We start from the raw sequence: 26824 nt of genomic DNA, 5'->3' as shown, positions 1-26824 counted from the left end.
GCGCTGTTTTTTGCTCGAAGGGCGGGACAGGGGACATGGAAGCGATCAGGAGCGTCGAGTACGACCGGCCGCAAGGCCTGACGTGCGGAGTGGGCGAGGCGTGGGCGAGAGTGCCGAACGCGCCGTCGCCGGAAGAGAAACGGGCTTTGAAGGAGCGCATCCGTGCGCTTCTGAAGCGCGAAGAGGCGGTGCTGGTGGCGCACTATTACGTCGATGCCGAGCTTCAGGAGCTCGCCGACGAAACTGGCGGCTGCGTCGCCGATTCGCTCGAAATGGCGCGCTTCGGCCGCGACCATGCCGCGAAGACGCTGGTCGTCGCGGGCGTGCGCTTCATGGGCGAGACGGCCAAGATTCTGAGCCCCGCCAAGCGTGTGCTGATGCCCGACCTCGACGCGACTTGCTCGCTCGATCTCGGCTGCCCCGCCGATGAATTCTCCGCTTTCTGCGATGCCCACCCGGACCGCACCGTCGTCGTCTACGCGAACACGAGCGCGGCGGTGAAGGCGCGGGCCGACTGGATGGTGACGTCGTCGATCGGGCTGGAAATCGTCGCGGATTTGCACGCGCGCGGGGAGAAGATTCTTTGGGCGCCGGACCGGCATCTCGGCGGCTACATTCAGAAGAAGACCGGCGCGGACATGCTGCTGTGGCAGGGCTCGTGCCTCGTGCATGACGAGTTCAAGGGCGTCGAACTGGATTTGCTGCGCGCCGAGTATCCGGACGCGAAGATTCTCGTGCATCCGGAATCGCCGGAAGCGGTCGTGCGGCTGGCGGATGTCGTCGGCTCGACCACGCAACTGATCGACGCGGCCGTACGGCTCGATGCAAAACGCTTCATCGTCGCGACGGACCTGGGCATCCTGCACAAGATGCGGCTCGCCGCGCCCGGCAAGACGTTTATCGAGGCCCCCACGGCCGGCAACAGCGCGACGTGCAAGAGCTGCGCGCATTGTCCGTGGATGGCGATGAACGGCCTCGCCAATCTTGCCGACGTGCTCGAACGCGGCCACAACGAGATTCACGTCGATGCGGCCATCGGCGAACGGGCGCGCGTGCCGATCGACCGGATGCTCGATTTCGCCGCACGCCACAAGAAGCGCGTGCAGACGAGCGGCGATCTGGCGAAGGACGCCGCGCTGTTCACGAACGTCGGAGCCGCGTGATGTCGATATTCGAAGAAGTCCGGGCCCAGTACGGCGAAGCATTCGACGCGGCGCTTTCGCGCAATGTCGCCGACGCGCTCGCGGAAGACATCGGCAGCGGCGACGTCACCGGCCGTCTCGTGCCCGCCGACGCGCGGCGCACGGCGCGCATCCTCGTGCGAGAAGACGCGGTGCTGTGCGGCGTGCCGTGGTTCATCGAAGTGATGCGGCGGGTCGATCCGTCGATCGAGATGGAATGGCATTACAAGGAAGGGCAGCGCATGGCGGCCGATACGCCCGTCGTCCTTCTGCACGGTCCGGCGCGTGCGCTCTTGACCGCCGAGCGCAATGGCCTCAACTTTCTGCAGCTGCTTTCGGGCGTGGCGAGCGCGACGCGCCGTTATGTCGATGCGATCGAAGGCACGCGCGCACGCATCCTCGATACGCGCAAGACGCTGCCGGGCTTGCGGCTCGCTCAGAAATACGCCGTGCGCGTCGGCGGCGGAGCAAATCAGCGGCTCGCGCTGTATGACGGCATTCTCATCAAGGAAAATCACATCGCGGCGGCGGGCGGCGTCGGCGAGGCAATGGATGCGGCGCTCGCCCTGAACGCCGGCGTGCCGATTCAGATCGAAGTCGAAACGCTTGCGCAGCTCGAAACGGCGCTGGCGCATCGCGCGGAATCCATTCTGCTCGATAACTTCGCGCTCGACGCCATGCGCGATGCCGTGCGCATCACGGCAGGCCGCGCGTTGCTGGAAGTGTCGGGCGGCGTGAACTTCGACACCGTGCGCGCGATCGCGGAAACGGGTGTCGACCGCATCTCGATCGGAGCGCTCACGAAAGACGTGCGCGCCACCGACTTTTCGATGCGCATTCTCTAGCGTCGGTCAGACGCCGCGCCGCCGCTTCGGTGGCGGCATCAGCACGGTCGGCAGCGCCTTCGGCAAGGTGCCGGGCCAGTCGCGGCTGAAGTGCAGGCCGCGGCTTTCACGCCGCGTGCAGGCGCTCTCGACGATCAGCGACGCCACGTCGACCAGATTGCGCAGTTCGAGCAGATCGCGGCTCACTTTGAAGTTCGCGTAGTACTCGTGGATCTCGTCGCGCAGGAGCGCAATCCGGTGCTGCGCGCGCGCGAGCCGCTTGTCCGTGCGCACGATGCCGACGTAGTTCCACATCAGCCGCCGCAATTCGTCCCAGTTGTGCGCGACGACGACTTCCTCGTCGGGATCCGACACGCGGCTCTCGTCCCAGTCGGGCAGCTCGGCGTGGCAGCCGGAGGAAAAGCCGTCGGCTTCGATGGCGTTCGCCGCCGCGCGCCCGATCACGATGCATTCGAGCAGCGAATTGCTCGCGAGCCGGTTCGCGCCATGCAAGCCGGTGCAGGCGGTTTCACCGACCGCATACAGCCCCGGCCGGTCCGTGCGTCCGGCCAGATCGGTGACGACGCCGCCGCACGTGTAATGCGCGGCGGGTACGACCGGAATCGGCTCCTTGGCGATATCGATGCCGAATTCACGGCAGCGCGCGAGGATCGTCGGGAAATGTTCTTCGAGGAACGCACGCGGCTGGTGGCTGATATCTAGATACACGCAGTCGATCCCGCGCTTCTTGATCTCGAAGTCGATTGCCCGCGCGACGATATCGCGGGGCGCGAGTTCGGCGCGTTCGTCGTGTTCGAGCATGAAGCGCGCGCCGTCCGGCAGACGCAGGATGCCGCCTTCGCCGCGCACCGCTTCGGAGATGAGAAACGACTTCGCGTACGGATGGAACAGGCACGTCGGATGGAACTGGATGAACTCCATGTTCGCGACACGGCAGCCCGCGCGCCACGCCATCGCGATGCCGTCGCCGGTGGCGGTGTCGGGATTGGTCGTGTAGAGGTAGACCTTGCCCGCGCCGCCCGTCGCCAGCACCGTATGCGGCGCCTGAATCGTCACGGTCCGGCCGCTTTTCAGGTCGAGCGCATAGAGACCGTGGCAACGATGGCCGGGCATTCCGAGCCGGTCGGACGTGATGAGGTCGATCGCGTAGTGATCTTCGAGAACGGTGATGTTCGGATGATTGCGCACTCGCTCGTTGAGCGTCGTGACAACGGCGTGACCCGTCGCGTCGGCGGCGTGAATGATGCGGCGATGACTGTGACCGCCTTCGCGCGTCAGATGGAACCCGAGTTCGGCGGAGCTATCGCGGGTGAACGGGACACCCGCATTGATCAGCCATTCGATCGCCGCCCGCCCGTTCTCGACGATGAAGCGCGTCGCGGCTTCGTCGCACAGGCCGCCGCCCGCGATGAGCGTATCGGCGACATGATTGTCGATACTGTCGGCCGAATCCAGCACCGCCGCGATGCCGCCCTGGGCCCAGTCGCTTGCGCCCTCGCTCACCGGCCGTTTCGCGACGATCGCGACGCGCCGCGTCTCGGCCAGGTTCAGCGCGACGCTCAGTCCCGCGAGGCCGCTTCCTACGATCGCTACATCGAAATTCATGCTGCCGCGTCTCCGTTCCCGTGCTTGCCTAGCCGGCAAGCATAACGCGCGGCGCGCGGCGCGAACAACGAAAACCCGCGCACGGGCGTGTGAAAAGCGTGTGAAAACGCGAAATATCGAGCCGAAACGCAGAAAGCCCCGCATTGGCGGGGCTTTCCGGTGTCTTCGTCAAGGACTCGAGATCAAGATTTACTTGATCTTGGTTTCCTTGTAGTCAACATGCTTGCGGGCGACGGGATCGAACTTCTTGATCAGCATCTTTTCCGGCATGTTGCGCTTGTTCTTGGTCGTCGTGTAGAAGTGACCCGTGCCTGCGGTCGACTCCAGCTTGATCTTGTCGCGTGCGCCTTTGGCCATGTGCGTGCTCCTTAGATTTCACCGCGTGCGCGCAAGTCTGCGAGCACGGCGTCAATACCGTTCTTGTCGATCAGGCGCAGGCCGGCGTTCGAGACGCGCAGACGCACCCAGCGGTTTTCGCTTTCAACGAAGAAACGGCGGTTCTGCAGGTTCGGCAGGAAACGACGCTTGGTCCGGTTGTTTGCGTGGGAAACGTTGTTGCCCGACATCGGGCCTTTCCCAGTTACTTGGCATACGCGTGCCATGGTGACACTCCTAATACACGTTGAGTCTGAATCGAACGCTCGAATGAAGGAGGATTCCTTCGTCGATGCCTCTAATCGCCCAATTTGCCGATCGGGGACTTGGCAGCACGGTTATGCCAATGAGGACTGCGTGGATCAGAACAGGCGGGTTGAAAAAAGCAAACGAGGATTCTAGCAGGAAAAACAGTGCGTTATCAAGATTTTCTGGTCCGGGCGCGCCTGTGTGTGGGGCGTCACAGCCAGCCCTCGCGCGCGAACGAAAAAATGTCATTGGACGCGACGACCATATGATCGAGCAGCTTGACGTCGATGAGTGCGAGCGCATCCTGCAGCGTGCGCGTGAGCTTGCGGTCGCTGCCGCTCGGCTCGACGCCGCCCGACGGATGATTATGCGCGACGATCAACCCCGCCGCATTGAATGCAAGCGCGCGCTTGACGATCTCGCGCGGATAAACCGCCACCCGCGTCAGCGACCCTTGCGCCTCCTCGCAGATATCCAGCAGTTGATAACGCGCGTCCAGATAGACGCAGATGAACACTTCGTTCGTCCGCGTGCCGATTTTCAGGCGCAGGAAGTCCTCCACCGCGCCGGGAGAATGAGGAGCATGCGGTCGCGCGCCTTCTCCGCCAGCGCCCGGCGGCACATTTCGGACACGGCGAGCAGCGTCGCGGCGCGCGCTTCGCCGACGCCGCGCTCGCCCTGCAAATCGGACGCGGACGCATCCAGCACTGCGCGCAGTGAGCCAAATCGTCGCAGCAGCGCGCGCGCCACGTCGACGGCGGTCAGGCCCGGCACGCCCGTCCGCAGGAAAAGCGCGAGCAGTTCGGCATCGGAGAGCGTGGCCGGTCCGGCCTTGAGCAGACGCTCGCGCGGCCGGTCGGCCTCGTCCCATTCGGGAATCGACAGTGAGCGCAACCGCTCCTGCACGATTGCTTCGACGGGCGCGGGCAGCGGAAGGGCGGCTGTCATCGCACGCTCCGTGCAAGCGAACTTGCGAGGTGCGCCGCACGAACGCCGCGTGCGCCCGTCACGACGTTACGCAACTCTGTCTTACAATAGCGGTTCTGGCGCTCGTTCCGACGATGCGCCCCGCGGTTCGCAGCTTCGTGCCGAAGAGCCGCCGCTCGCCCGGCGCACGCCGCGCTTCTCACTGAACCGCCACATCCAATACTCATGAGCATCATCGATATCTCCGAGGTGAAACCCGGTTCCCACGTCACGCTTCATTACCGGCTCGCACTGGCCGATGGTGCCGACATCGTGAATACCTTCACCGAAAAGCCCGCGACGCTTCTCCTGGGCGCGGGCCAGCTCGCGCCGCCGCTCGAAGAAATTCTGCTGGGATTGAAGGTCGGCCACCATTCGACCTTTCAGCTAACGCCCGAGCAGGCGTTCGGGCCGCGCAATCCGGAGCTGGTGCAGCGTGTGTCGCTTGCGACGCTGCGCGAAAACAGCATGATCGGCGAGGATTTTTCTCCGGGCGATCTCGTCGAATTCAACGCGCCCAACGGCGGGCGCTACGCCGGCGTGCTCAAGGAAGTGGGCGAGACGTCGGCGCTGTTCGACTTCAATCACCCGCTCGCCGGCCAGGCGCTGGCCTTCGAAGTGAAAATCATCGGAATTCTGTAGCCATGAGCCTGACCGAAAGCCTCAACGACATCGAGACCGACCTCGAAATCCTGCTCGCCCAGCCGCGCGGGTTCTGTGCGGGCGTCGATCGCGCCATCGAGATCGTCGAGCGGGCCATCAAGCTGTTCGGCGCGCCGATCTACGTGCGGCACGAAATCGTCCATAACGCCTATGTCGTCGCGGATTTGCGCAAGAAGGGCGCGATCTTCATCGAGGAACTGACGGACGTGCCCGAGGGCAGCACGCTGATTTTCAGCGCGCACGGGGTATCGAAGGCAGTGCGCGCCGAGGCCGAAGCGCGCGGTCTGCGCGTGTTCGACGCCACGTGTCCGCTCGTGACCAAGGTGCACATGGAAGTCGCGAAGATGCGCCAGGAAGGCTTCGATATCGTGATGATCGGACACAAGGGCCATCCCGAAGTCGAAGGCACGATGGGGCAGTCGGGCGAAGGCATGCATCTCGTCGAAGATATCGACGACGTGCAGAAGCTCGACTTGCGCGATCCGAACCGCATCGCTTATGTCACGCAGACGACGCTTTCCGTCGACGATGCCTCCGCCATCATCGATGCGTTGAAGCGCAAGTATCCGAGCGTCAAGGAACCGAAGAAGCAGGACATCTGCTACGCAACGCAGAATCGGCAGGACGCGGTGAAGTTTCTTGCGCCGCAGTGCGATGTGGTGATCGTCGTCGGCAGCCCGAACAGCTCGAATTCGAGCCGCCTGCGGGAAGTGGCGGAGCGCAGCGGTATTCCCGCCTATATGGTGGACTCGCCTGCGCAGATCGATCCGGCGTGGCTGGAAGGGAAGAAGCGCATCGGCGTGACGGCGGGAGCATCCGCGCCGGAAGTGCTGGCTCAGGCGGTCATCGAAAGGCTGCGGGAGCTTGGCGTGCGCAGCGTGCGGTCGCTCCAAGGCATCGAAGAAACGATTTCTTTCCCGCTGCCGCGCGGTTTGTCCCTGCCGCAGTAATTAGACGAATTCCTCGAAAAGCGCCTCCGGGCGCTTTTTTTTCGTCCTGAACTTCGTACCGCGACTGGCGTCATCTGACTGAATGCACCAATCTGGAACACGATCCGACTCAAGTTTTTGAGGCTCGCTGTAGGCCCACTCCTGAAGTGGTGCAACTGCTGCACAAGCGCGGATCGCAACCCGGTTGCGCTATTGCTGCGAAATAGCCCGAAAATGCGGGTTGCAATGCTGGAAAACCCCGCCACGCAAGAATATTGCTCGTCTCATATTTGGCGTTACAATTCGCGCGTCTTGAGTCCCAAGGGGCTTTGGTAACCGATTTGAAAGCCGCAGGAGACCTATTTGATGCGATTCAAGTTTGCTCACGCCGTGTCCATCGCGGCTGCGGTTGCAATGGCAACTGCATGCGGCAAGAAGGACGAAGGCGGAGCGGGCGGAGCAGCGTCGGCGGCCAGCGCCGCTGTCGCGCCGGCGGCAGCCGTGGCGCCCGCGAGCGAGGCGACGGTCGTCAGGATTGGTCATGTCGCGCCGCTCACCGGCACTCAGGCGCATCTCGGCAAGGACAATGAAAACGGCGCGCGGCTCGCGCTGGAAGAAATCAGCAGTCAGGGTCTGACGATCGACGGCCGCGCCATCCGCCTCCAGTTCGACAGCCAGGACGATGCCGCCGATCCGCGCACCGGCGAGGAAGCCGCGCAGCGCCTCGTCGATGACCATGTAGTCGCCGTGATCGGACATTTGAATTCCGGCGTGTCGATTCCGGCGTCGAAGATTTATAGCGATGCGGGCATCGCGCAGATCTCGCCCTCGACGACGAACCCGCAGTACACGAAGCAAGGCTACAAGACGACGTTCCGCGTCGTGGCCACCGACGCGCAGCAGGGCCCCGTGCTGGCCGGCTACGCGATGAAGACGCTGCATGCGAAGAAAGTCGTGATCGTCGATGACGCCAGCGCCTACGGCCGCGGCCTCGCAGACGAGTTCGCAAAGACGGTTCAGGCAGGCGGGATAAAGATTGCGGCGCGCGAGTCGACAACCGAGAAGGCGCGCAATTTCAAGGCGATCATCACGAAGATCAAGCGCGTGCAGCCCGACGTGGTGATGTACGGCGGCATGGACGTGACGGGCGGCCCGTTCGCGAAGGAAGCCGCGGCGCTCGGCGTGAAGGCGAAGATTCTGGCGGGCGACGGCGTCTGCACGCAGCAGTTGCCGGAGCTGGCGGGCGATGCGGTGCAAAACGTCGTCTGCACGGAAGCCGGGCCCGCGCTCTCGAAGATGGACAAGGGGGCGGACTTCGCGCAGAAGTACGAAGCACGTTTTCACACGCCGGTGCAGATTTACGCGCCGTTCACGTATGACGCGATGTACGTGATCGTCGATGCAATGAAGCGCGCCAATTCCATCGAAGCGGGCAAGGTGCTCGCGGCGATGGCCACGACGGATTTCAACGGTCTGACGGGGCATATCGCGTTTGACGATAAAGGCGATCTGAAGGCGGGCACCATCACGCTTTACGACTTCAAGGACAAAAAGAAGGAAGTGCTCGACGTCGTCAAGCAGTAGCAGCAGGCGTTTGCAGTCTTGCGGCGCCTTATCGACAGCGCCGTTTCGTATCCGTCTGCCGGAAGCCCGCACCTATCCGGCGGCGGGCGGAACGGCAGGCGATTAACCCTTACCGGTTTTTTTCAAAAGTACGCGCAGTGCTGCTCCAGATTTCGCTTCACACCGGTTTATCGGCCGGTGATAAAGGCGTGATCTGGTCGCACGGGGCTAAGGAGCTTTTAATGGATATTTTCATCCAGCAGATCATCAACGGTCTGGTGCTTGGCAGCGTCTACGCCATCATCGCTCTGGGCTATACGATGGTGTACGGGATTCTCGGCATCATCAACTTCGCGCACGGCGACGTGCTGATGGTGGGCGCGATGGTCGCCCTGTCAGCGATAGGCGTCATGCAGAACCACTTTCCATCGATGCCCGGGCCGATCATGCTGACGATCGCGCTGGTGATTGCCGCGGTCGTTTGCGCGGTCGTGGGTTATACGATCGAAAAAGTCGCGTACCGGCCGCTGCGCAAGGCGCCGCGTCTCGCGCCGCTGATCACCGCCATCGGCGTGTCGATTCTGTTGCAGACCGTCGCGATGATGATCTGGGGCCGCAATCCGCTCGCGTTCCCGCAGCTTCTGCCGACCGATCCGATCAACGTGATCACCGCCGGTGAGAACAACCCGGGCGCCGTGATCTCGATGACGGAAATCGTCATCATCGTGGTCGCGTTCCTCGTGATGGCCGGTCTGCTGCTGCTCGTGCACAAGACCAAGCTCGGCCGTGCCATGCGCGCGATCGCCGAGAACCCCGGCGTCGCATCGCTGATGGGCGTGAATCCGAACTTCGTGATTTCCGCGACCTTCATGATCGGTTCCGCGCTCGCCGCGCTCGCCGGCGTGATGATCGCGTCCGAATACGGCAACGCGCACTTCTACATGGGCTTCATCCCCGGCCTGAAGGCGTTCACGGCGGCGGTGCTGGGCGGTATCGGCAATCTGGGCGGCGCGATGGTCGGCGGCGTGCTGCTCGGCTTGATCGAGCAATTGGGCGCCGGTTACATCGGCAATCTGACGGGCGGCGTCTTCGGCAGTAACTATCAGGACGTGTTCGCCTTCATCGTGCTGATCATCGTGCTCGTGTTCCGTCCGTCGGGTCTGCTCGGCGAACGTGTCGCGGATCGCGCTTAAAGACCGTGTGAGGAGCTGAATAAAATGACATCGATTCAACCGATTGAGCCGTCGACGACGCTCATCCCCGAGAAGAACACGACGAAGACGCTCGTCGTCGGCGTTCTGACCGCCGTGTTCGTGATCGCAGCGCCGATGGTGATCGGCGCGGCCGGCGGCAACTACTGGGTCCGCGTGCTCGACTTCGCGATGCTCTACGTGATGCTGGCGCTCGGTCTCAACGTGGTGGTCGGCTTCGCCGGCCTGCTCGACCTGGGCTATATCGCGTTCTATGCGGTCGGCGCGTACACGGCGGCGCTGCTGTCGTCGCCGCAGCTCACCTCGCAGTTCGAATGGATCGCGCACCTCGCGCCGGGCGGATTGCACGTGCCCTTCCTCTTCATCGTGCCGGTCGCGATGGCGCTCGCCGCCACCTTCGGCGTGCTGCTCGGCGCGCCGACGCTGCGACTGCGCGGCGACTATCTCGCGATCGTGACGTTGGGCTTCGGGGAAATCGTCCGGATCTTCATGAACAACCTCGATCGTCCGATCAACATCACGAACGGTCCGAAGGGGATTACGGGCATCGATCCGGTGACGGTGGCGGGCTTCAATCTGTCGCAGACGCACGAGTTCTTCGGCTTCAAGTTCCCGTCGGTCTACATGTACTACTACCTGTTCGTGCTGGGCGCGCTGGCCGTCATCTGGGTATGTACGCGTCTGCAGCATTCGCGTATTGGCCGTGCATGGGCGGCGATCCGCGAGGACGAAATCGCGGCGAAGGCGATGGGCATCAACACTCGTAACGTCAAGCTGCTCGCGTTCGCGATGGGCGCGTCGTTCGGCGGCCTGTCGGGCGCGATGTTCGGTGCGTTCCAGGGCTTCGTGTCGCCGGAATCGTTCACGTTCTGGGAATCGATCGTGGTGCTGGCGTGCGTGGTGCTGGGCGGCATGGGCCACATTCCGGGCGTGATTCTCGGCGCGGTGCTGCTCGCGGTTTTCCCTGAATTCCTGCGCTCGACGATGGGCCCGCTGCAAAACGCCATTTTCGGCCATCAGATCGTGGATACCGAAGTCATCCGTCAGTTGCTGTACGGTCTGGCGATGGTGCTGATCATGCTGTATCGCTCGGAAGGCCTGTGGCCCGCCGCGAAACACGAAGACAAGATCGCGAAGATCGCGAAGCGCAACGGCAAGAAGCCGGTGCGCGCCTAAGCGGGGGATTGAAAATGAGCGACAAACGTACTCGATTGTCCGTGCAGGGCGTGAACAAGCGTTTCGGCGGCTTGCAGGCGCTCTCCGATGTGCGCCTCGAAATCAAGGAAGGCGAGATTTACGGTCTGATCGGCCCGAACGGCGCGGGCAAGACCACGTTCTTCAACGTCATCACGGGCCTTTACACGCCGGATTCGGGCGTCTTCAAGCTGGACGGTGAAGCCTATACGCCGACTGCGGTGTATCAGGTGGCGAAGGCGGGCATCGCGCGCACTTTCCAGAACATTCGTCTCTTTGGCGGCATGACGGCGCTCGAGAACGTGATGGTCGGCCGTCACGTGCGCACGAAGCATGGTCTGATCGGCGCGGTGTTGCAGACGCCGGCCGAACGGCGCGAAGAGCGCGAAATCAAGGAACGCGCGCTGGAACTGCTCGAATATGTCGGCGTGCTGCAGTACGCGGACTATACGTCGCGCAATCTGTCGTACGGGCATCAGCGCCGGCTCGAGATCGCGCGTGCGCTGGCGACGGATCCGAAGCTGCTTGCGCTCGACGAACCCGCTGCGGGCATGAACGCGACGGAGAAGGTCGAACTGACGCGTCTGCTCGACAAGATCCGCGCGGACGGCAGGACGATTCTTTTGATCGAACACGACGTGAAGCTCGTGATGGGATTGTGCAACCGCATGACGGTGCTCGATTACGGCAAGGTGATCGCCGAAGGTCTGCCGCAGGACGTGCAGAAGGACCCGAAGGTGATCGAGGCATATCTGGGTGCGGGGGTGCACTAAATGGCGACCATGAATGCGATGTTGAAGGTCAAGGGCCTGCAGGTGAATTACGGCGGCATCCAGGCGGTGAAGGGTGTCGATCTGGAAGTCGGGCAGGGCGAACTGGTTACGCTGATCGGCGCGAACGGCGCGGGCAAGACCACGACGATGAAGGCCATTACCGGTTTGAAGCCCTATTCGGGCGGCGATATCGAGTACATGGGTCAGTCGATCAAGGGCGTGCCGACGCACGAGCTGTTGAAGCGCGGCCTCGCGATGGTGCCGGAAGGGCGCGGCATTTTCGCTCGCATGTCGATTCTCGAGAACATGCAGATGGGGGCGTATCTGCGCAATGACGCCGATGGCATTCAGAAGGATACCGAGCGTATGTTCGGCTTCTTTCCTCGCTTGAAGGAGCGCGCGTCGCAGTACGCGGGGACGTTGTCCGGCGGTGAGCAGCAGATGCTTGCGATGGCTCGTGCTTTGTTGTCGCGGCCCAAGCTGCTCTTGCTCGATGAGCCTTCGATGGGGCTGTCTCCCATCATGGTCGAAAAGATCTTCGAAGTCGTTCGCGAGATTTCGAAAGAAGGCTTGACCGTCCTTCTCGTTGAGCAGAACGCGCGGCTCGCGCTTCAGGCCGCTAATCGCGGGTATGTGATGGATTCGGGTACTGTCACTATGTCGGGCGATGCCAAGATCATGCTTGATGATCCTAAGGTTCGGGCTGCTTATCTCGGCGAGTGAGTTTTCTTGCTCGCGGGCGCGGGGAGTTTTTTTCTTTCGTGTCGGTCTATTAGCGCGCCCCTCCCCGGGGAGGGGCGAGCAGATAGACCGGCACGAATTCAAATTCAACAAACCGAAAAAACCTAAAGCCGCTTGCCCAAACTAACAACATCATCAACCCGATACCCCATCCGTTCGTAAAACGAAACCAACTCACCCCGAACGGAGAGCACCTGCAGATTGACCTTCGGGCATCCAAGCCGGGCAAGCGCCGCTTCAGCATGAAGCATCAACCGCCGCCCGAACCCGCGCCCCCGAAGAGAACGGCAGACGGCAAGCGAATAAACCCACCCCCGATGCCCGTCATAACCACACATGACAGTCCCGGCAACGACCCTGTCCACCACACCGACAAAGAACAACTCAGGCTGAGTCGACAGCTTGTTGGCGATCGACAAAGCCGGATCGCGCTGCGGCCTCGACGCATCCGCATACTCGGGAAACACATCGCGCCACAGAGCGATCACGGCATCGCGATCGCCCGCTTCGAAAGTCCGAACGATCACAGCGTATCGAGCACCGAACGCAGCATCGCGAGCATCTGATCGATCTCGTCCTTGGTCACATTGAGCGCAGGCATGAAGCGCAGCAAATTCGGACGCGCCGCGTTGAGCAACAGACCATCCGGTTGCATCAGCCGCGCCTTCTCGACGATCTGCGGTCCCTTGTCGCTATCCAGCAGCAGCGCGCGCAGCAAGCCTTCGCCACGTTCGCCCTTGAATCCGCGCTCATCCGACAGTTTCAGCAGTTCGCCACGCAAATACTCGCCGCGCTCACGCACGCCTTCCAGAAAGCCCGGCGCAGTCAGCTGCGAAATCACCGAATAGCCCACCGCCGTCATCAACGGATTGCCGTTATACGTGCCACCCTGGTCGCCGGCTTCGAAGCACGCGACTTCCGCCTTCGACAGCAACGCGGCGAGCGGGACGCCGCCACCGATGCCCTTGCCGAGCGTCATGATGTCCGGCTCGATGCCCGACAGCTCATAGGCGAACAACGTCCCCGCGCGTCCGCAGCCGCTCTGCACCTCATCGACGATCAGCAGCAGATTGTGCCGCTTCGTCAGCGCACGCAATTGCTCCGTGAACTCGCGCGTCGCGGGAATCACGCCGCCTTCGCCCTGAATCGGCTCGAGCATCACGGCAACGGTCTTCTCGCCGATGAGCTTCTCGACCGAGGCGATATCGTTCAAATCGGCTTTCGGGAAGCCCGGCACTTGCGGCGCATAGATCGTGTCCCAGCCGGCCTTGCCGCTCGCCGACATCGTGGCGAGCGTGCGGCCGTGGAAGCTGTGATCGAACGTGATGATCTCGTATGCGCCGTTGCGGAACTTGCGCCCCCACTTGCGTGCGAGCTTGATCGCGCCTTCGTTGGCCTCGGCGCCGCTGTTCGCGAAGAACACCTTGTCGAAGCAGCTGTGCTGCGTGAGCAAGTCCGCGAGCTGCGCCATCGGGCCGTTATAGAACGCCGGCGACGGATTGATCAGCGTGCGCGCCTGCTTGTCCAGCGCTTCGATCATGCCGTCGTTGCAATGGCCGAGCGAATTGACCGCCCAGCCCTGAATGAAGTCCAGATAGCGTTTGCCGGTGTTGTCGTAGAGCCACGAGCCCTTGCCGTGCGTGAACACGATCTCGGGGCGGTTCGTGATGTACATCAGCGAATCGACGGGGTACTCATTGAAATTCATGACAGCGGGCTCCACGAGGCGATGACGAAAGAGAAAACGGCGCACAAAAAACAAAAGCCACGGTGTTTCCGTGGCTTCATTCTCTGCGCTTCATACAACCGAACCATGACGAGCGCGAATGCTTGACGAGCCAGCGGCATCCCTAGGGAAGCGGCGAGCGGCGGCGTCGGAGTGCGTTCAGAATTCGATTCATTCGCGAAGGATACGTTATGACGTTCGAGCCTGTAAACCGCCAGCGCGGAAATTCTGCGCGCCGGCGGCCTGCCTGCCACGCCGATCAGACCGGATGCGCGAGATCCGCTGCGCTCGTGAATGAGTCCGCGTAGAACTCGTCCTCCGGCAACCGGTGATGCAGCGTGAAATCGCGCTGCGCGGATTCCACCATCACCGGCGCGCCGCACGCATAGACCTGATACGCGCTCAGATCGGGCAGGTCTTCGACGACAGCACGATGAACGAAGCCCGTGCGGCCAGTCCAGTTGTCGCCCGCATCGGGTTCGGAAAGCACCGGCACGAACTTGAAGTTCGGGACTTCCTTCGCCCATTGCTCGGCGAGGTCCATCATGTACAGATCCTTCTTGCGCCGGCCGCCCCAATAGAGCGTCATCGGGCGATTCAGGTTCTTGAACACCGCATGCTCGATGATCGCCTTGATCGGAGCGAAGCCCGTGCCCGACGCGAGCAGCACGATCGGCTTGTCCGATTCGTCGCGCAGGAAGAACGTGCCGAGCGGGCCTTCGAAGCGCAGGATATCGCGCTCCTTCATCGCGCCGAACACGTGGTCCGTGAACGTGCCGCCCGGCATATGGCGAATGTGCAGTTCGAGCGGCCCTTCGTGATGCGGCGGGCTCGCCATCGAATAGCTGCGGCGCTTGCCGTCCTTCAGGATGAATTCGATGTACTGCCCCGCGAGATACTGCAGGCGCTCGTTGGCGGGCAACTGCAGCTTCAGTTCGATGACGTCGTCCGCGCGGCGCTCGAGCGCGTTGACGCGGCAGGGCAGCTTCTTCACCTGCACGTCGCCGACCCCCGCCACTTCGCGCACGTCGATGGTCAGATCGCTCTGCGCCGTCGCGCAGCAGAAGAGCGCCATGCCGCGGGTCTTTTCATCGTTGGAGAGCGCCGACGACGAGTGCGGCGCCTGTTCGACTTCGCCCTGGACGACCGCGCCCTTGCAGGAGCCGCAAGCGCCGTTCTTGCAGCCGTAGGGGAGGCCGATTCCCTGACGCAGCGCGGCGGTCAGCACCGGTTCGTCGGGTTCCACCTGAAACTGCCGGCCGCTTTGCCGGAGCGTTACGTTGAATGCCATAGATCGATTTCGTGCGATGGTGTGAGTATGTCTTTCGATGCCGCCTTCAGCGGCCAAACGCCTGGAACGAGCGGCGGATACAATGCTCCGCATGATCGCCACTCGAATTCTGCGCCGCCCGCGCGTGCTGATCGTCGGATGCGGCGATGTCGGGCTGCGCACGTTGCCGCTTTTCCATGCCCGCGCCGCGAGACCGCGCGTGATCGCGCTCACGCATCATCCGGAACGTGCAGCGGAACTGCGCGCCGCGGGCGCGTTGCCGATTCCCGGCGACCTCGATGCGCGCAGAAGTCTCGCCAGGCTTGCGGGCATCGCACGGCACGTTTTGCATCTCGCGCCGCCTCAGCGCGATGGCGATACGGACCGCCGCACGCGTGCTTTGCTTGCAGCCTTGCGCGCGCCTCGCCGCTCGGTGGCACGTGGCGCGCACGCGGCCACGGCTGCACGTTCCGCGTGGCGCAACCCTTCTTTCATTGTACCCGACGCCCTTTTTGGAGCCACATCGGCAATCGCAGCGCGTAGCGGTTCGGTGCGCTTCGTCTATGCGAGCACAACAGGCGTCTACGGCGATTGTCGCGGCGCGCAAATCGACGAAACGCAGCCCGTGCGGCCCGGGAACGAGCGTGCGCGGCGGCGGGCGTCGGCGGAGCAGCAGTTACGCGATGCGGGCGTGCAAAGCGGCTGGCGCGTGTCGATCGTGCGAATTCCCGGAATCTATGCGGAAGACCGTCTGCCGCGCGCGCGCATCGAACGGGCGATGCCCGCGCTCGTCGAACGCGACGACGTCTATACGAATCACATTCACGCCGACGATCTCGCCGCGATCATCGTTCGCGCGCTGGTGCGGGGAAAGCCGCAGCGCGCGATCAACGCATCGGACGATACGGACCTGCGCATGGCCGATTATTTCGACCGCGTGGCCGACGCCTGCGGATTGCCGCGCGTGCCGCGCATCACGCGCGAGGAAGCCGAAACGCGGCTCGAGCCGGTCACGCTTTCATTCATGCGCGAATCGCGAAGGCTTCGCAACGAGCGTCTCAAGCGCGAACTGGGATACGCGCTGCGCTATCCCACCGTCGACGATTTTCTCCGCGAGCGAATTCGCGTGCACGCCGGAGCGGCGCGCGAAGCGGACATGCCGCGCTAGATCAGCGCCGGAATCGTTTCGAGCAGAACGAAGCACATCAGTGCGCCGATCAACGCGCCGATCAGATTCGGCGAGTACTTGTGACGCATGTGCATGACGACGCCCAATACCCCGATCAGGACCGCGCACAACCCGACGAACGCAATCAGCGCGACGCTCATGTGGGAAGCCATGATGCCCTCCTGCCCTTGTTTTAATCATTCTGGTTCCGTAAGACGAGTATATGAGCGGCGGAACCGGAAGGCATGCTGCAATGCAGCGGGCGGGCGTCGGGAGTTCTACCGATTTGCAAATCGACGGGGCTTAGTCATCGCGTCGCGGCGTATCGGGCCGCTTCAGGCTCGAACGTTGTCGTTCGCGCGCAAAGCAGCAAGGTCGTCCGCATCGAGCCAGCGCCAGTCGCCTTCTCCGAGCGATGCCGGCAGCGCATAGCCGCCGACGCGCTCGCGATGCAATTGCTCCACGCGATTTCCCGCCGCGGCCACCATCCGCTTTACCTGATGGTACTTGCCTTCGAGCACGGTTAGTTCGAGCAGCCGGTCATCCCGTCGATGGGCGGCGAGCGCGGCGGTCGGCTTGGTCTCGCCGTGCAGCAGCACGCCTTCGAGGAGCTTCGCGAGTTGCGCGTCATCGAGCGGATGGCGCACCGTCGCGAGATAGAGCTTCGGCACCTTGCGTTTCGGCGACGTGAACGCATGGACGAACGCGCCATCGTCGGAAAGGAGGAGCAGGCCGGTGGTGTCCTGATCGAGCCGCCCGACCGGCTGCACGCCGCGCTCGACGAGTTGGGGCGGCAGCAGGTGAAACACGCTCAGGTGATGCTGCGGGTCGCGCGAGCACTCATAGCCCGCCGGCTTGTTGAGCGCGAGGTACGCCTTTTCGCGATAGGTCCACGTGCGGCCGTCGACGTCGAAATCGAGCGGCGGTGCGATGGGAAAATCGGCGCGCGGATCGGTGCATGCTTCGCCGCCGATGCACACGCGCCCTTCGGCGATGATCCCGCGGCACTGGCGACGCGACCCGAAGCCTTGGGAGAAGAGGAGGGTTTCGAGGTCCATCGGATGGAGGGGAGTTGGAGCGCGCATTCTAGCAAGGACGGCGCGACGGCCGATGCGCTTCGCTGACGGCCGTTGCAGGTATGCGCACTCACTGCGCGCAGGCGTGCGTCAGCGCGTGGCGGCGTCGGGCGGCCGCTGCCGTCAATGTGCGTCGCCGCGTCCCTTCGATACGGCTGGCACGCCCCATCCGAAAATCGAATACGACTTCGATGCGTCGTTCCGGCTGCTTTCCGCCGATGCGCTCTTGGCGGCGATGCTCCAGCGTCCGTCGAAGGTCATCGATGGAACGACCGGCGCCGGCAGCGCGCTCGCCTTCTGGAAATAGGCGGTGTTGGCGTCGGCTTGCATGGTCGTCGCGTGTTTCAGGACGGCCTGCGCCTGGGGGTTGCGTGGATCGAGCGCGACGGCGCGCCGCGCGTTTCGTAACGTGCATGCGGGATCGTGGTTCGCTGCGCATGAGCGGGCGCTGGCTATCGCGCTGTCGCGTGCGCGTTCCTGACGCGCAACATCGGCTGCGAGTTGCTGAATCTGCGGGCTGCGCGATTGAATCGGCGCGAAGCTGCGGAGGGATCGGCGCGCCGCGGCGATATCGCGGTTTGCGAGTGCCTGCCGGACGGCTGCGATCGTGCGCGCTTCTGTTGCCGATGGCGCGTCGCGAGGGGCAACGATGGGGGGCTGCGGGATCGGACGTTCCGTCGAGGCGAGGGTCGAGGGTCGTTTAGGGGCGTCCGGCGCGCCCTTGGCTGTGGGGCTGGACGCGGTATCGGCGGCGATACTCGCAGCGGACGGTGATGCGTCTTTCGACGCGGGCTTGGCGGCGGTGGTGGATGCCGTTGCGGCGGCGATAGTCACAGTAGACCGCGATGCGTCTTTCGGCGCCGGCTTGTCGGCGGTGCCGGACGCGGTATTGGCCGCGATAGTCGCAGCGGACGGTGATACGTCTTTCGACGCCGCAGACGATGTGTGCGGTGCTGAAACTGCTGCAGTATTGGACGTGCGTGCCAATGCCGCTGTCGATTGCGATGCCGCTGCGCTCGGCGTTGCCGCAGTGCCGGTTTTTACCGCAGCCGTAGACGTCACGGATGGCACCGCCTTCGCGACGCCCGTTCCCGCGCCTGACGATGCGTCAGACGCCGCAACCCTCGCGTCCTCCGTGCCTTCCCGCTTCGGCGACGACTTGCTCTGCGAGGCCGACGCGTCCTTCGAGACCGAGACTGCGCTCGACGGCGTTTGCGTCGCGACCACACCCGTTGCCATGCTCGCCGTGACGCGGTCGCGCTTCGAAGCGGAGTTGACCGCATCCGCGACGGCTCGTCGCGACGCCTCGCGCGTCATCGGCGGCTCCGTCGCCATCGCAGGAATGCTGACTGCCGGCACGCTCTTGGCGGTCGATGCGATGTTCCTGCGAACGGCTTCCGGAACGGACGTGGAGGCCGGAGCACTCGCCGATGCGACGCCTGTGGCTCTTGTATCCTTGACGAGCGCCGCCTTCGATTCCACGACGGGCGGTGCAGCCTTCACCGCAGAAACAGCTTCGGTAGCCGACGAGCCGATACCCGATGCACTCGCTGGCGCAACCCGCGCCGTGTGCACCGTCGCGGCGGATGCCGATGCATCTACAGGCGTAGCCGCCGACCTTGTCGTCCCTGCCACGCCACCCGCTTTCTGCGCATCATCCTCCTGCCGCCGCGCGAGCGTGTGCCGGTCCGCATCGTCGCGGCGTTGCGACGCCGACGATCCGCCGCCAACCGCGCCCGCCGTGCTGACGGATTGCGCCGGCGCGCGGTCCGCATCGGACTGCAAATAGAGATACCCGCCCGCCGCGATGCCCGCGACCGCGCCGCTGATCAGAACGGCGAGCCCTTTTCGCGCGGGCTTGCGTTCGGGCGATGCCAGCGCGTCGCCGGGTTCGACGAGGCTCGGATACGACGTCACCATTCTTCGACGCACGAGCCGCGTGAGCCAGCCGGTGTCGCGTAGATCGACCAAGTCGCGTTGATCGTCGGTCCGGGCGGCGGCAGCGTGAGTATCCGTGGCGCTGGTGAAGATCGCGCCCTCGCGATCCGCTCCGCACGACGGGCAGGTGTCGTCGACGGCGGGCGAAACGACGTTGCAGCGGCGGCAGATCACCGCATCGAGCGACAGCGAATATTCGGGTTGCATCATGCGGACTCGTGCCGGGTCAGGTTGGCGCAACGCGCGGGCTAGCCACGGCATCGGGATAACCATAAGCAAGCCGAACGAGTGTGCTCGTGTCCTGGGCGCGCGAAGATTCACCGATACCGTCGCTTACGATTCTCGCGGGAAAAAACGTATTGGTTCTACGGTATTGCGCACATTCGCGCAATGATGATCCGGGAAAGACGGGAGCGCTATTGGCCGAGTGGCCGATCTACCGTCGGCCCTTGCAGCCAATGATCGACGCTTCGGCGTACTGCGCTTTTCGAGCGAAGAGAGAAGGGGAAGTGCTGGACGTCTTGATGGATTTCTTTCGTGACCACCGGCCGCTTGTGCCGACGTCCGCTTGGAGCCGTTGCTCGTCCCTTCAACCCGCGCTCCGGCGACCGACCGCGTCCTAGCAACAGCCGCTCAAACGCAAAAAGCCGCTCAAACGCAAAAAGCCGCTCAAACGCAAAAAGCCGCTCAAACGCAAAAAGCCGCTCCCGAAGGAGCGGCTTTTCACATCAAAATCTCTGGTGCCCAGGGCCGGAATCGAACCGGCACGCCTTGCGGCGGGGGATTTTGAGTCCCCTGCGTCTACCAATTTCACCACCTGGGCACGCTGTCTTTCTCGACAGAGGACGAACCAGGCGGAACGTCCAAATCGAGTAGTCGGCGATTATGACCGAAATCCTCGCGATGAGCAAGCAGCGCCCGTCACGCGACCATGCAGCCGAAGATCACTGGCTCAGGTAGTTAAAGGAGCCGTTCCGAATGACACCCATCACGCTCGCCCGTTGATCCAGCCCGACGTGATCGCTCGCGCTGGTATTCACCACGCCATTGGGCACCACCAGCTCATGCGCGTGTTCCAGTTCCGAGCGCAACGCGACGCGGAATTCCTTCGTGCCGGGCTTCCCGGCTTTCAACGCGCGCGCTACGGCATCCTGCAAACGGGGATACACGCCCGCCGCATCGCCGGCGAACTGCGTGACGGTGCCCTTGCCGTATTTGCCCTCATAGGCTTCGACGAACGCGAGCGCCGCCTTCTTCGACGGATGATCCGCCGGCAACGTGCGCGCGACGACCACCGGCTGCGTCGGAAAGAGCGTGCCTTCGACATCCTTCCCGCCGAGCTTGATGAACTCCGGCGTCGCGATGCCGTGTGTCTGGTAGATCGCGCCCTTATAACCGCGCTCGACGAGCGTGCGCTGCGGCAGCACCGTCGGCGTTCCCGCGCCCGCGATCAGCACCGCGTCCGGTTTCGCCGCTATCAGCTTGAGAATCTGCCCGGTGACGCTCGCGTCGGTCCGGTTGAAGCGCTCGCTGCCGACAATCTCGATATGGCGCAACGCCGCGAACTTGCTGAACTCGTTCAGCCAGCTATCGCCGTAACTGTCCGCGAAGCCGATGAAACCCACCGTCTTCACGCCGTGATTCGCCATGTAACGCGTCATCACGTCGGCCATTGCGCGGTCGGTCTGCGCCATCTTGAACGCCCACACCTTCTTGCCTTCCTGCGGCTCGACCACCGACGCCGATCCGATCAGCGTGATCATCGGCGTCTGATATTCGGAAACGGGATCGAGCGCCGCGAGCGCCGCCGGCGTGATGTTCGGGCCGACGATCACATCGACCTTGTCTTCGGTGATCAGCTTGCGGATATTGCGCACGGCCGCGCCCGGGTCCGAACCGTCATCGAGGATGATGTACTGCGCGTCTTGCCCGGCGATGGTCTTCGGCCACATCAGCATCGCGTTCTTGCTCGTGATGCCGATCGCGGCGGCGGGGCCGGTGCTCGACAAGTCCACGCCCACCTTGATCTGCGCCTGCGCGGCGGCGGCCAGCAAAGCGAGGGCGGCGCCGGCAGCAAGCCGGCGCGTGATCTTCGACAACGTCATCGGATGGTCTCCAGGGAAGTTCGTATTTGTTGTGGCAGCGTTTGCACCGTCGTAGTCAGAGTTCGTAAGTCTCGTGACCGCCCGCAAGCGCCTGCTCGATCAGCTTGCGGTTCATCGAAGGCGACAGCAGTTCGACGAGCGTGTACACATAGCTGCGCAGATAAGCGCCCTGTTTGAGCGCGAGCCGCGTGACGTTGGTGCCGAACAGATGGCCGACGGGCATCGCGCGCAAATGACGGTCGCGCTCCGGGTTGAACGCGATATCCGCCATGATCCCGACGCCCAGCCCCAGTTCTACATACGTCTTGATGACGTCCGCGTCGATGGCCTCGAGCACGATGTCCGGACTCAGCGCGCGCAGCGCGAACGCCTGATTGATCTTGCTGCGGCCGGCGAATGCGGCGTCATACGTGATGAGCGGGTACTGCACGAGATCGTCGAGCGTGAGAAGCTTGCGTTCCAGCAGTGGATGCTCGGGCAGCATGACCGCGAGATGCTGCCACTGGAAGCAGGGCAGCGACACGAGTTCCTTGTAATTGGCGATGGCCTCGGTGGCGATGGCGATATCCGCCTGATCGTGGATGACCATCTCCGCGACCTGCGTCGGGCTGCCTTGGAGGATCGAAAGATGCACCTTCGGAAAGCGCTTCTTGAACTCGGCGATGGCCGCCGGCAGCGAGTAGCGCGCCTGCGTATGCGTCGCGGCGATGACGAGATTGCCCTGATCCTGCGCCGCGTAGTCCTTGCCGACGCGCTTCAGGCTCTCGACTTCCTGCAGGATTTTTTCGACCGAAGCGAGGATGATACGTCCCGGCTCGGTCAGCGAGCGCACGCGCTTGCCGTGGCGCGTGAAGATCTCGACGCCCAGCTCGTCCTCAAGCTCGATGATCGCCTTGGAGACGCCGGGTTGCGATGTATACAGTGCTTTCGCTGCTTCCGTCAGGTTGAAGTTCTGCCGCACGGCCTCACGCACGAAGCGGAACTGATGCAAATTCATTTAGAACCCTTCGTTATTACCCGATTGCATATCAAAGTAATTTTTCAGTCGTTTGCAATATATAGCAGGTTTATTACTATCAGTCCAATTTTTCCAATATCCATAGCTGTTTTTGTCATTAGCAAATGATCGTTCCGTCTGAACGACCCGCGCAGTGGCGAATCAATGGTTATCTGCGCCGCGTAACCTGGGACGCAGCGCGCAAACAAAAACTTGGGGCCCCCGAATGTATCAATACGATCAGGTCGACCAGCGAATCGTCGACGAGCGAGTCGCACAGTACGCCGATCAGGTTCGCCGACGTCTGTCGGGCGAGTTGAGCGAAGAGGAGTTTCGTCCGCTGCGGCTGCAGAACGGCTTGTACATGCAGCGTCATGCGTACATGCACCGCATCGCCATTCCTTACGGCAACCTCCGCAGCGACCAGCTCCGCATGCTGGCGACGATCGCGCGCGAGCACGATCGCGGCTACGGCCACTTCTCGACGCGCACGAACATCCAGTTCAACTGGGTCGAGCTTGAAGAGACGCCCGAAATCCTGCGCAAGCTCGCTTCGGTGCAGATGCACGCGATCCAGACATCGGGCAACTGCATCCGCAACATCACGGCGGACCAGTTCGCGGGCGTTGCACCGGACGAGGAAGTCGATCCGCGTCCGTGGGCCGAAATCCTGCGTCAATGGTCGACGTTCCATCCCGAGTTCGCCTGGCTCCCGCGCAAGTTCAAGATCGCGGTGTGCGGATCGGCGGAAGATCGCGCGGCGGTGCAGATTCACGATCTCGGCGTCTATCTGAAGAAGAACGCGCAGGGCGAAGTCGTCGCGAGGATTCTCGCGGGCGGCGGGCTCGGCCGCACGCCGATCATCGGCGCGGTCATCAAGGAAGATCTGCCGTGGCAGCATCTGCTGACCTACTGCGAAGCCGTGCTGCGCGTCTACAACCGCTACGGCCGCCGCGACAACATGTACAAGGCGCGCATCAAGATTCTGGTGAAGGCGCTGTCGCCGGAGAAGTTCGCGAAGCAGGTCGAGGAAGAGTGGCTGCATCTGAAGGACGGCCCGTCCACGCTTACGCAGGACGAAGTCGAGCGCGTGTCGAAGTTCTTCGCGCCGCCGGCCTACGAGAAGCTGCCGGACACGGACGCATCGTATGAGAAGCATCTGATCGAGAACAAGGCATTCGCGCGCTGGGTCGAACGCAACGTGCGCCCGCACAAGGTGCCGGGCTACGCATCGGTGACGCTGTCGCTGAAGCCGACGGGCATCGCTCCCGGCGATGCGACCGACAAGCAGATGGACGACGTCGCGGCGCTCGCCGACGAATTCTCCTTCGGCGAGATCCGCGTGTCGCACGAGCAGAACCTGATTCTCGCGAACGTGAAGAAGCACGACCTGTTCACCGTGTGGGAACGCGCGAAGGCGGTCGGTTTCGCGTCGGCGAACATCGGCTTGCTGACGGACATCATTTCGTGCCCCGGCGGCGATTTCTGCTCGCTCGCGAACGCGAAGTCGATCCCGATTGCGCAAGCGATCCAGCAGCGTTTCGACGACGCCGACTACGTCTACGACCTCGGTGACCTGTCGATCAACATCTCGGGCTGCATGAACGCGTGCGGTCATCACCACGTCGGCAACATCGGCGTGCTGGGCGTCGATAAGGACGGCTCGGAGTGGTATCAGGTGACGCTCGGCGGCGAGCAAAGCTCCGGCGCGACCGGTGCGCATCTCGGCAAGGTCATCGGCCCGTCGTTCTCGGCGCATGAGATGCCGGACGTCGTGTCGAGCGTGATCGATACGTTCGTCGACAACCGCATCGAAGGCGAGCGCTTCATCGATACGTTCGGTCGCATCGGCATTGCGCCGTTCAAGGAGCGCGTGTACGCATCGCGCCAGGCACACGCTTGAGGATTTGAAGATGACGTTGATTATCAAGAACCGCGCCGTCGTCGAAGACGATTTCACCGTGATCCGCGCCGCCGAAGACGGCTCGCTGCCCGCAGCCGACGCGCTGCCGGCCGGCAAGGTGATCCTGCCGTTCGCGTTGTGGAAGGAACACAAGGATGCAATCGCCGCATCGCGCTCGAAGGACGAGCTCGGCGTGTGGCTCGCTCCGGACGACGAGCCTGCGGATATCGCGCCGGATTTCGACAAGATCGCGGTCATCGCGGTCGATTTCCCGGTGTTCCGCGATGGCCGCGGCTTTTCGATCGGCCGCCTGCTGCGTGAGCGGTATCACTGGAAGGGCGAGTTGCGGGCCATCGGCGACGTGTTGCGCGACCAGGTGTTCTTCCACCATCGCTGCGGCTTCGACGCTTTCGCCGTGCGCGCCGACAAGGACATCAACGACGCGCTCAACGCGTTCAACGAGTTCACCGAGCTGTATCAGGGCGCGAACGACAATCCGGAACCGCTGTTCCGCCGCCGCGCCGCGGTGCTCGCCACGCTCGGAGCCTGAGGCATGACGCCAGAATTGCAAGCCAGGGTTGACCGTCTGGATGCGCTGCTGGATTCCATCGCAGCGCGCCACGACCGCGTCAAGCTAGCCAGCAGCCTCGCCGCGGAAGACATGGTGCTCACGCACGCGATTCTTTCCCGTGGCGTGAAGATCGGCATCTTTTCGCTGAACACCGGCCGCCTGCACGCGGAAACGCTCGGCATGATCGACGCCGTGAAAGCACGTTACGGCTACGACATCGAGCAGTTTCATCCGCAGGCCGATGCCGTCGACGCCTACGTGCGCGATCACGGCGCGAATGCGTTCTACGAGAGCATTGATTTGCGCAAGAGCTGCTGCCATATCCGTAAGGTGGAGCCGCTCAACCGCGCGCTCGGCGATGTTTCCGCGTGGGTGACGGGCCAGCGCCGCGAGCAGTCGGTGACGCGCGCGGAACTGCACGAGGAAGAGCACGACGCGCCGCGCGGCATTGCAAAGTTCAATCCGCTCGCGGACTGGAGCGAAGCCGATGTGTGGGACTACCTGAAGGCGTTCGACGTGCCCGTGAATCCGCTGCATGCGCGCGGCTATCCGAGCATCGGCTGCGAGCCCTGCACGCGCGCCGTGCGTCCCGGCGAGGACAGCCGGGCGGGCCGCTGGTGGTGGGAGTCGCGCGATACGAAGGAATGCGGTCTGCACATGACCAACATCAGCAGCATCAGGATCGTCGAAGAAACTCCCAGTTCGGCGATCTGACCAAAAGACATCGAGGCGCGAAGACGCCGCAGCACAACCCTGTTACCGAACGCGACGCCTTGCTTGGCGCCGCCATAAAAGGATCGACGAATATGAGCACGACGCTCGACCCCAACGTCACGACCCCGATCGTCAACCGGGCGACGCGGATGGACCATCTCGACTGGCTCGAAGCCGAGTCGATCCACATCCTGCGCGAACTCGTCGCGGAATGCAGCAAGCCCGCGCTGCTGTTTTCGGGCGGCAAGGATTCGGTCGTCGTGCTGCATCTCGCGTTGAAGGCCTTCGGCCTCGGCGCGGGCCGCAAGACGGTGCTGCCGTTCCCGCTGGTCCATATCGATACCGGCCACAACTTCGACGAAGTGATCGACTTCCGTGATCGCCGCGCGGCGGAGATCGGCGCGGAACTGGTCGTCGGCCATGTCGAAGATTCGATCAAGAAGGGCACCGTGCGCCTGCGTCGCGAAACCGATTCGCGCAATGCGGCGCAAGCGGTGACGCTTCTCGAGACCATCGAGGAACACGGCTATACCGCGATGATCGGCGGCGCGCGCCGCGACGAAGAGAAGGCCCGCGCGAAAGAGCGCATCTTCTCGTTCCGCGATGAATTCGGCCAATGGGACCCGAAGGCGCAGCGCCCGGAACTGTGGAGCATCTACAACGCGCGTCTGCATGCCGGCGAGCATCTGCGTGTGTTTCCGATCTCCAACTGGACCGAACTCGACGTGTGGCAATACATTGCGCGCGAGAAGCTCGAACTGCCGTCGATCTACTACGCGCACGAGCGCGAGATCGTCCGCCGCAACGGGTTGCTCGTGCCGGTGACGCCGCTCACGCCGGTGCGCGAAGGCGAGACCCCGGAAATGGCGCAGGTGCGCTTCCGCACGGTCGGCGACATCAGCTGCACGTGCCCGGTTTCGAGCGATGCCGACGATGTGGAAAAGATCATCGCGGAAACGGCCGTGACGGAAATCACCGAACGCGGCGCGACGCGCATGGACGATCAGGCATCCGAAGCCGCAATGGAACAGCGCAAGAAGCAAGGCTATTTCTAAGCATCA

The 26824-nt window shown here is 63.3% G+C and carries 25 protein-coding genes, 1 tRNA gene and 1 pseudogene; 14 read left to right on the top strand and 13 right to left on the bottom strand.

Annotated features, from left to right (window positions below; all coding sequences use genetic code 11):
- The first annotated feature begins 35 nt into the window (after positions 1–35).
- Entirely contained in the window at positions 36–1163 is a 1128-nt protein-coding gene (gene nadA, locus AB6804_RS03930) for a quinolinate synthase NadA (RefSeq protein ID WP_035968103.1), read from the top strand.
- Positions 1163–2026, top strand: coding sequence for a carboxylating nicotinate-nucleotide diphosphorylase (gene nadC / locus AB6804_RS03925; RefSeq protein ID WP_370885290.1), 864 nt, complete (start codon positions 1163–1165; stop codon positions 2024–2026). The genes nadA and nadC overlap by 1 nt, the downstream gene beginning before the upstream one ends.
- 6 nt (positions 2027–2032) lie before the next feature.
- Here nadC and nadB read toward each other — a convergent pair whose 3' ends face one another.
- The 4 genes and pseudogenes from nadB to radC all read right to left on the bottom strand — a co-directional run bounded on the left by nadB (position 2033) and on the right by radC (position 5203).
- Entirely contained in the window at positions 2033–3631 is a 1599-nt protein-coding gene (nadB, locus tag AB6804_RS03920; protein ID WP_370885289.1) for an L-aspartate oxidase, read from the bottom strand.
- Positions 3632–3820: 189 nt separating this feature from the next.
- On the bottom strand, positions 3821–3988 hold the full coding sequence (gene rpmG / locus AB6804_RS03915) for a 50S ribosomal protein L33 (protein ID WP_014190626.1): 168 nt from the start codon (positions 3986–3988) through the stop codon (positions 3821–3823).
- An 11-nt stretch (positions 3989–3999) separates the two neighbouring features.
- Positions 4000–4233 carry a 50S ribosomal protein L28 gene (gene rpmB / locus AB6804_RS03910; RefSeq protein WP_035968094.1) on the bottom strand — a complete coding sequence of 78 codons (234 nt, stop codon included), beginning with the start codon at positions 4231–4233 and terminating at the stop codon, positions 4000–4002.
- 233 nt (positions 4234–4466) lie between these two features.
- Positions 4467–5203: pseudogene (gene radC, locus AB6804_RS03905) on the bottom strand (DNA repair protein RadC).
- Positions 5204–5407: 204 nt separating this feature from the next.
- Between radC and AB6804_RS03900 the strand changes: the two are divergent.
- From AB6804_RS03900 to AB6804_RS03870, 7 genes are all read left to right on the top strand, one after another.
- Complete coding sequence (locus AB6804_RS03900) at positions 5408–5863, top strand: peptidylprolyl isomerase (protein ID WP_035968092.1); 456 nt, start codon at positions 5408–5410, stop codon at positions 5861–5863.
- A 2-nt stretch (positions 5864–5865) separates the two neighbouring features.
- Entirely contained in the window at positions 5866–6834 is a 969-nt protein-coding gene (gene ispH / locus AB6804_RS03895) for a 4-hydroxy-3-methylbut-2-enyl diphosphate reductase (RefSeq protein WP_370885288.1), read from the top strand.
- 345 nt (positions 6835–7179) lie between these two features.
- Positions 7180–8397, top strand: coding sequence for a branched-chain amino acid ABC transporter substrate-binding protein (locus tag AB6804_RS03890; RefSeq protein WP_370885287.1), 1218 nt, complete (start codon positions 7180–7182; stop codon positions 8395–8397).
- A 221-nt stretch (positions 8398–8618) separates the two neighbouring features.
- Positions 8619–9569, top strand: coding sequence for a branched-chain amino acid ABC transporter permease (locus AB6804_RS03885; protein WP_370885286.1), 951 nt, complete (start codon positions 8619–8621; stop codon positions 9567–9569).
- 24 nt (positions 9570–9593) lie between these two features.
- Entirely contained in the window at positions 9594–10763 is a 1170-nt protein-coding gene (locus AB6804_RS03880; RefSeq protein WP_188885317.1) for an ABC transporter ATP-binding protein, read from the top strand.
- A gap of 14 nt (positions 10764–10777) precedes the next feature.
- Positions 10778–11554, top strand: coding sequence for an ABC transporter ATP-binding protein (locus AB6804_RS03875; protein WP_250450553.1), 777 nt, complete (start codon positions 10778–10780; stop codon positions 11552–11554).
- Positions 11555–12277, top strand: a complete 723-nt coding sequence (locus AB6804_RS03870; protein WP_035960490.1) for an ABC transporter ATP-binding protein — start codon at positions 11555–11557, stop codon at positions 12275–12277.
- Between the two features lie 122 nt (positions 12278–12399).
- On the opposite strand, the gene AB6804_RS03865 is transcribed toward AB6804_RS03870, so the two are convergent.
- The 3 genes from AB6804_RS03865 to AB6804_RS03855 all read right to left on the bottom strand — a co-directional run bounded on the left by AB6804_RS03865 (position 12400) and on the right by AB6804_RS03855 (position 15312).
- Positions 12400–12822, bottom strand: coding sequence for a GNAT family acetyltransferase (locus tag AB6804_RS03865; protein ID WP_370885285.1), 423 nt, complete (start codon positions 12820–12822; stop codon positions 12400–12402).
- Entirely contained in the window at positions 12819–14003 is a 1185-nt protein-coding gene (locus AB6804_RS03860) for an acetylornithine transaminase (protein ID WP_370885284.1), read from the bottom strand. Before AB6804_RS03860 ends, AB6804_RS03865 begins: the two co-directional genes overlap by 4 nt.
- A 277-nt stretch (positions 14004–14280) precedes the next feature.
- Positions 14281–15312 (bottom strand): CDP-6-deoxy-delta-3,4-glucoseen reductase, encoded by a 1032-nt coding sequence (locus AB6804_RS03855; protein ID WP_370885283.1) that lies wholly within the window; start codon positions 15310–15312, stop codon positions 14281–14283.
- A 91-nt stretch (positions 15313–15403) separates the two neighbouring features.
- On the opposite strand from AB6804_RS03855, the gene AB6804_RS03850 reads away from it, so the two are divergent.
- Positions 15404–16459, top strand: a complete 1056-nt coding sequence (locus AB6804_RS03850) for an NAD-dependent epimerase/dehydratase family protein (RefSeq protein ID WP_370885282.1) — start codon at positions 15404–15406, stop codon at positions 16457–16459.
- On the opposite strand, the gene AB6804_RS03845 is transcribed toward AB6804_RS03850, so the two are convergent.
- From AB6804_RS03845 to AB6804_RS03820, 6 genes are all read right to left on the bottom strand, one after another.
- Positions 16456–16632: a hypothetical protein gene (locus AB6804_RS03845; RefSeq protein ID WP_035960495.1), complete on the bottom strand. Its 177-nt coding sequence runs from the start codon at positions 16630–16632 to the stop codon at positions 16456–16458. The genes AB6804_RS03850 and AB6804_RS03845 overlap by 4 nt on opposite strands.
- Before the next feature lie 162 nt (positions 16633–16794).
- Positions 16795–17517 carry a pseudouridine synthase gene (locus AB6804_RS03840; protein WP_370885281.1) on the bottom strand — a complete coding sequence of 241 codons (723 nt, stop codon included), beginning with the start codon at positions 17515–17517 and terminating at the stop codon, positions 16795–16797.
- Positions 17518–17658: 141 nt separating this feature from the next.
- Positions 17659–19683, bottom strand: coding sequence for a hypothetical protein (locus tag AB6804_RS03835; protein ID WP_370885280.1), 2025 nt, complete (start codon positions 19681–19683; stop codon positions 17659–17661).
- 528 nt (positions 19684–20211) lie between these two features.
- Positions 20212–20296 (bottom strand) — tRNA-Leu (locus AB6804_RS03830).
- Positions 20297–20417: 121 nt separating this feature from the next.
- Entirely contained in the window at positions 20418–21578 is a 1161-nt protein-coding gene (locus AB6804_RS03825) for an ABC transporter substrate-binding protein (RefSeq protein WP_370885279.1), read from the bottom strand.
- A gap of 55 nt (positions 21579–21633) precedes the next feature.
- Positions 21634–22575: a CysB family HTH-type transcriptional regulator gene (locus AB6804_RS03820; protein ID WP_035960499.1), complete on the bottom strand. Its 942-nt coding sequence runs from the start codon at positions 22573–22575 to the stop codon at positions 21634–21636.
- A 226-nt stretch (positions 22576–22801) separates the two neighbouring features.
- On the opposite strand from AB6804_RS03820, the gene AB6804_RS03815 reads away from it, so the two are divergent.
- The 4 genes from AB6804_RS03815 to cysD all read left to right on the top strand — a co-directional run bounded on the left by AB6804_RS03815 (position 22802) and on the right by cysD (position 26818).
- On the top strand, positions 22802–24478 hold the full coding sequence (locus AB6804_RS03815; RefSeq protein ID WP_370885278.1) for a nitrite/sulfite reductase: 1677 nt from the start codon (positions 22802–22804) through the stop codon (positions 24476–24478).
- Between the two features lie 10 nt (positions 24479–24488).
- Complete coding sequence (locus AB6804_RS03810) at positions 24489–25028, top strand: DUF934 domain-containing protein (RefSeq protein WP_370885277.1); 540 nt, start codon at positions 24489–24491, stop codon at positions 25026–25028.
- Positions 25029–25031: 3 nt separating this feature from the next.
- Positions 25032–25763: a phosphoadenylyl-sulfate reductase gene (locus AB6804_RS03805; RefSeq protein WP_370885276.1), complete on the top strand. Its 732-nt coding sequence runs from the start codon at positions 25032–25034 to the stop codon at positions 25761–25763.
- A gap of 92 nt (positions 25764–25855) precedes the next feature.
- Positions 25856–26818 (top strand): sulfate adenylyltransferase subunit CysD, encoded by a 963-nt coding sequence (gene cysD / locus AB6804_RS03800; RefSeq protein WP_244793301.1) that lies wholly within the window; start codon positions 25856–25858, stop codon positions 26816–26818.
- Positions 26819–26824 lie beyond the last annotated feature (6 nt).

This window comes from Caballeronia sp. RCC_10 (assembly GCF_041360715.1).
In the GTDB taxonomy this organism is placed as follows: domain Bacteria; phylum Pseudomonadota; class Gammaproteobacteria; order Burkholderiales; family Burkholderiaceae; genus Caballeronia; species Caballeronia grimmiae.
This window is presented reverse-complemented; position numbering and strand designations above follow the sequence as displayed.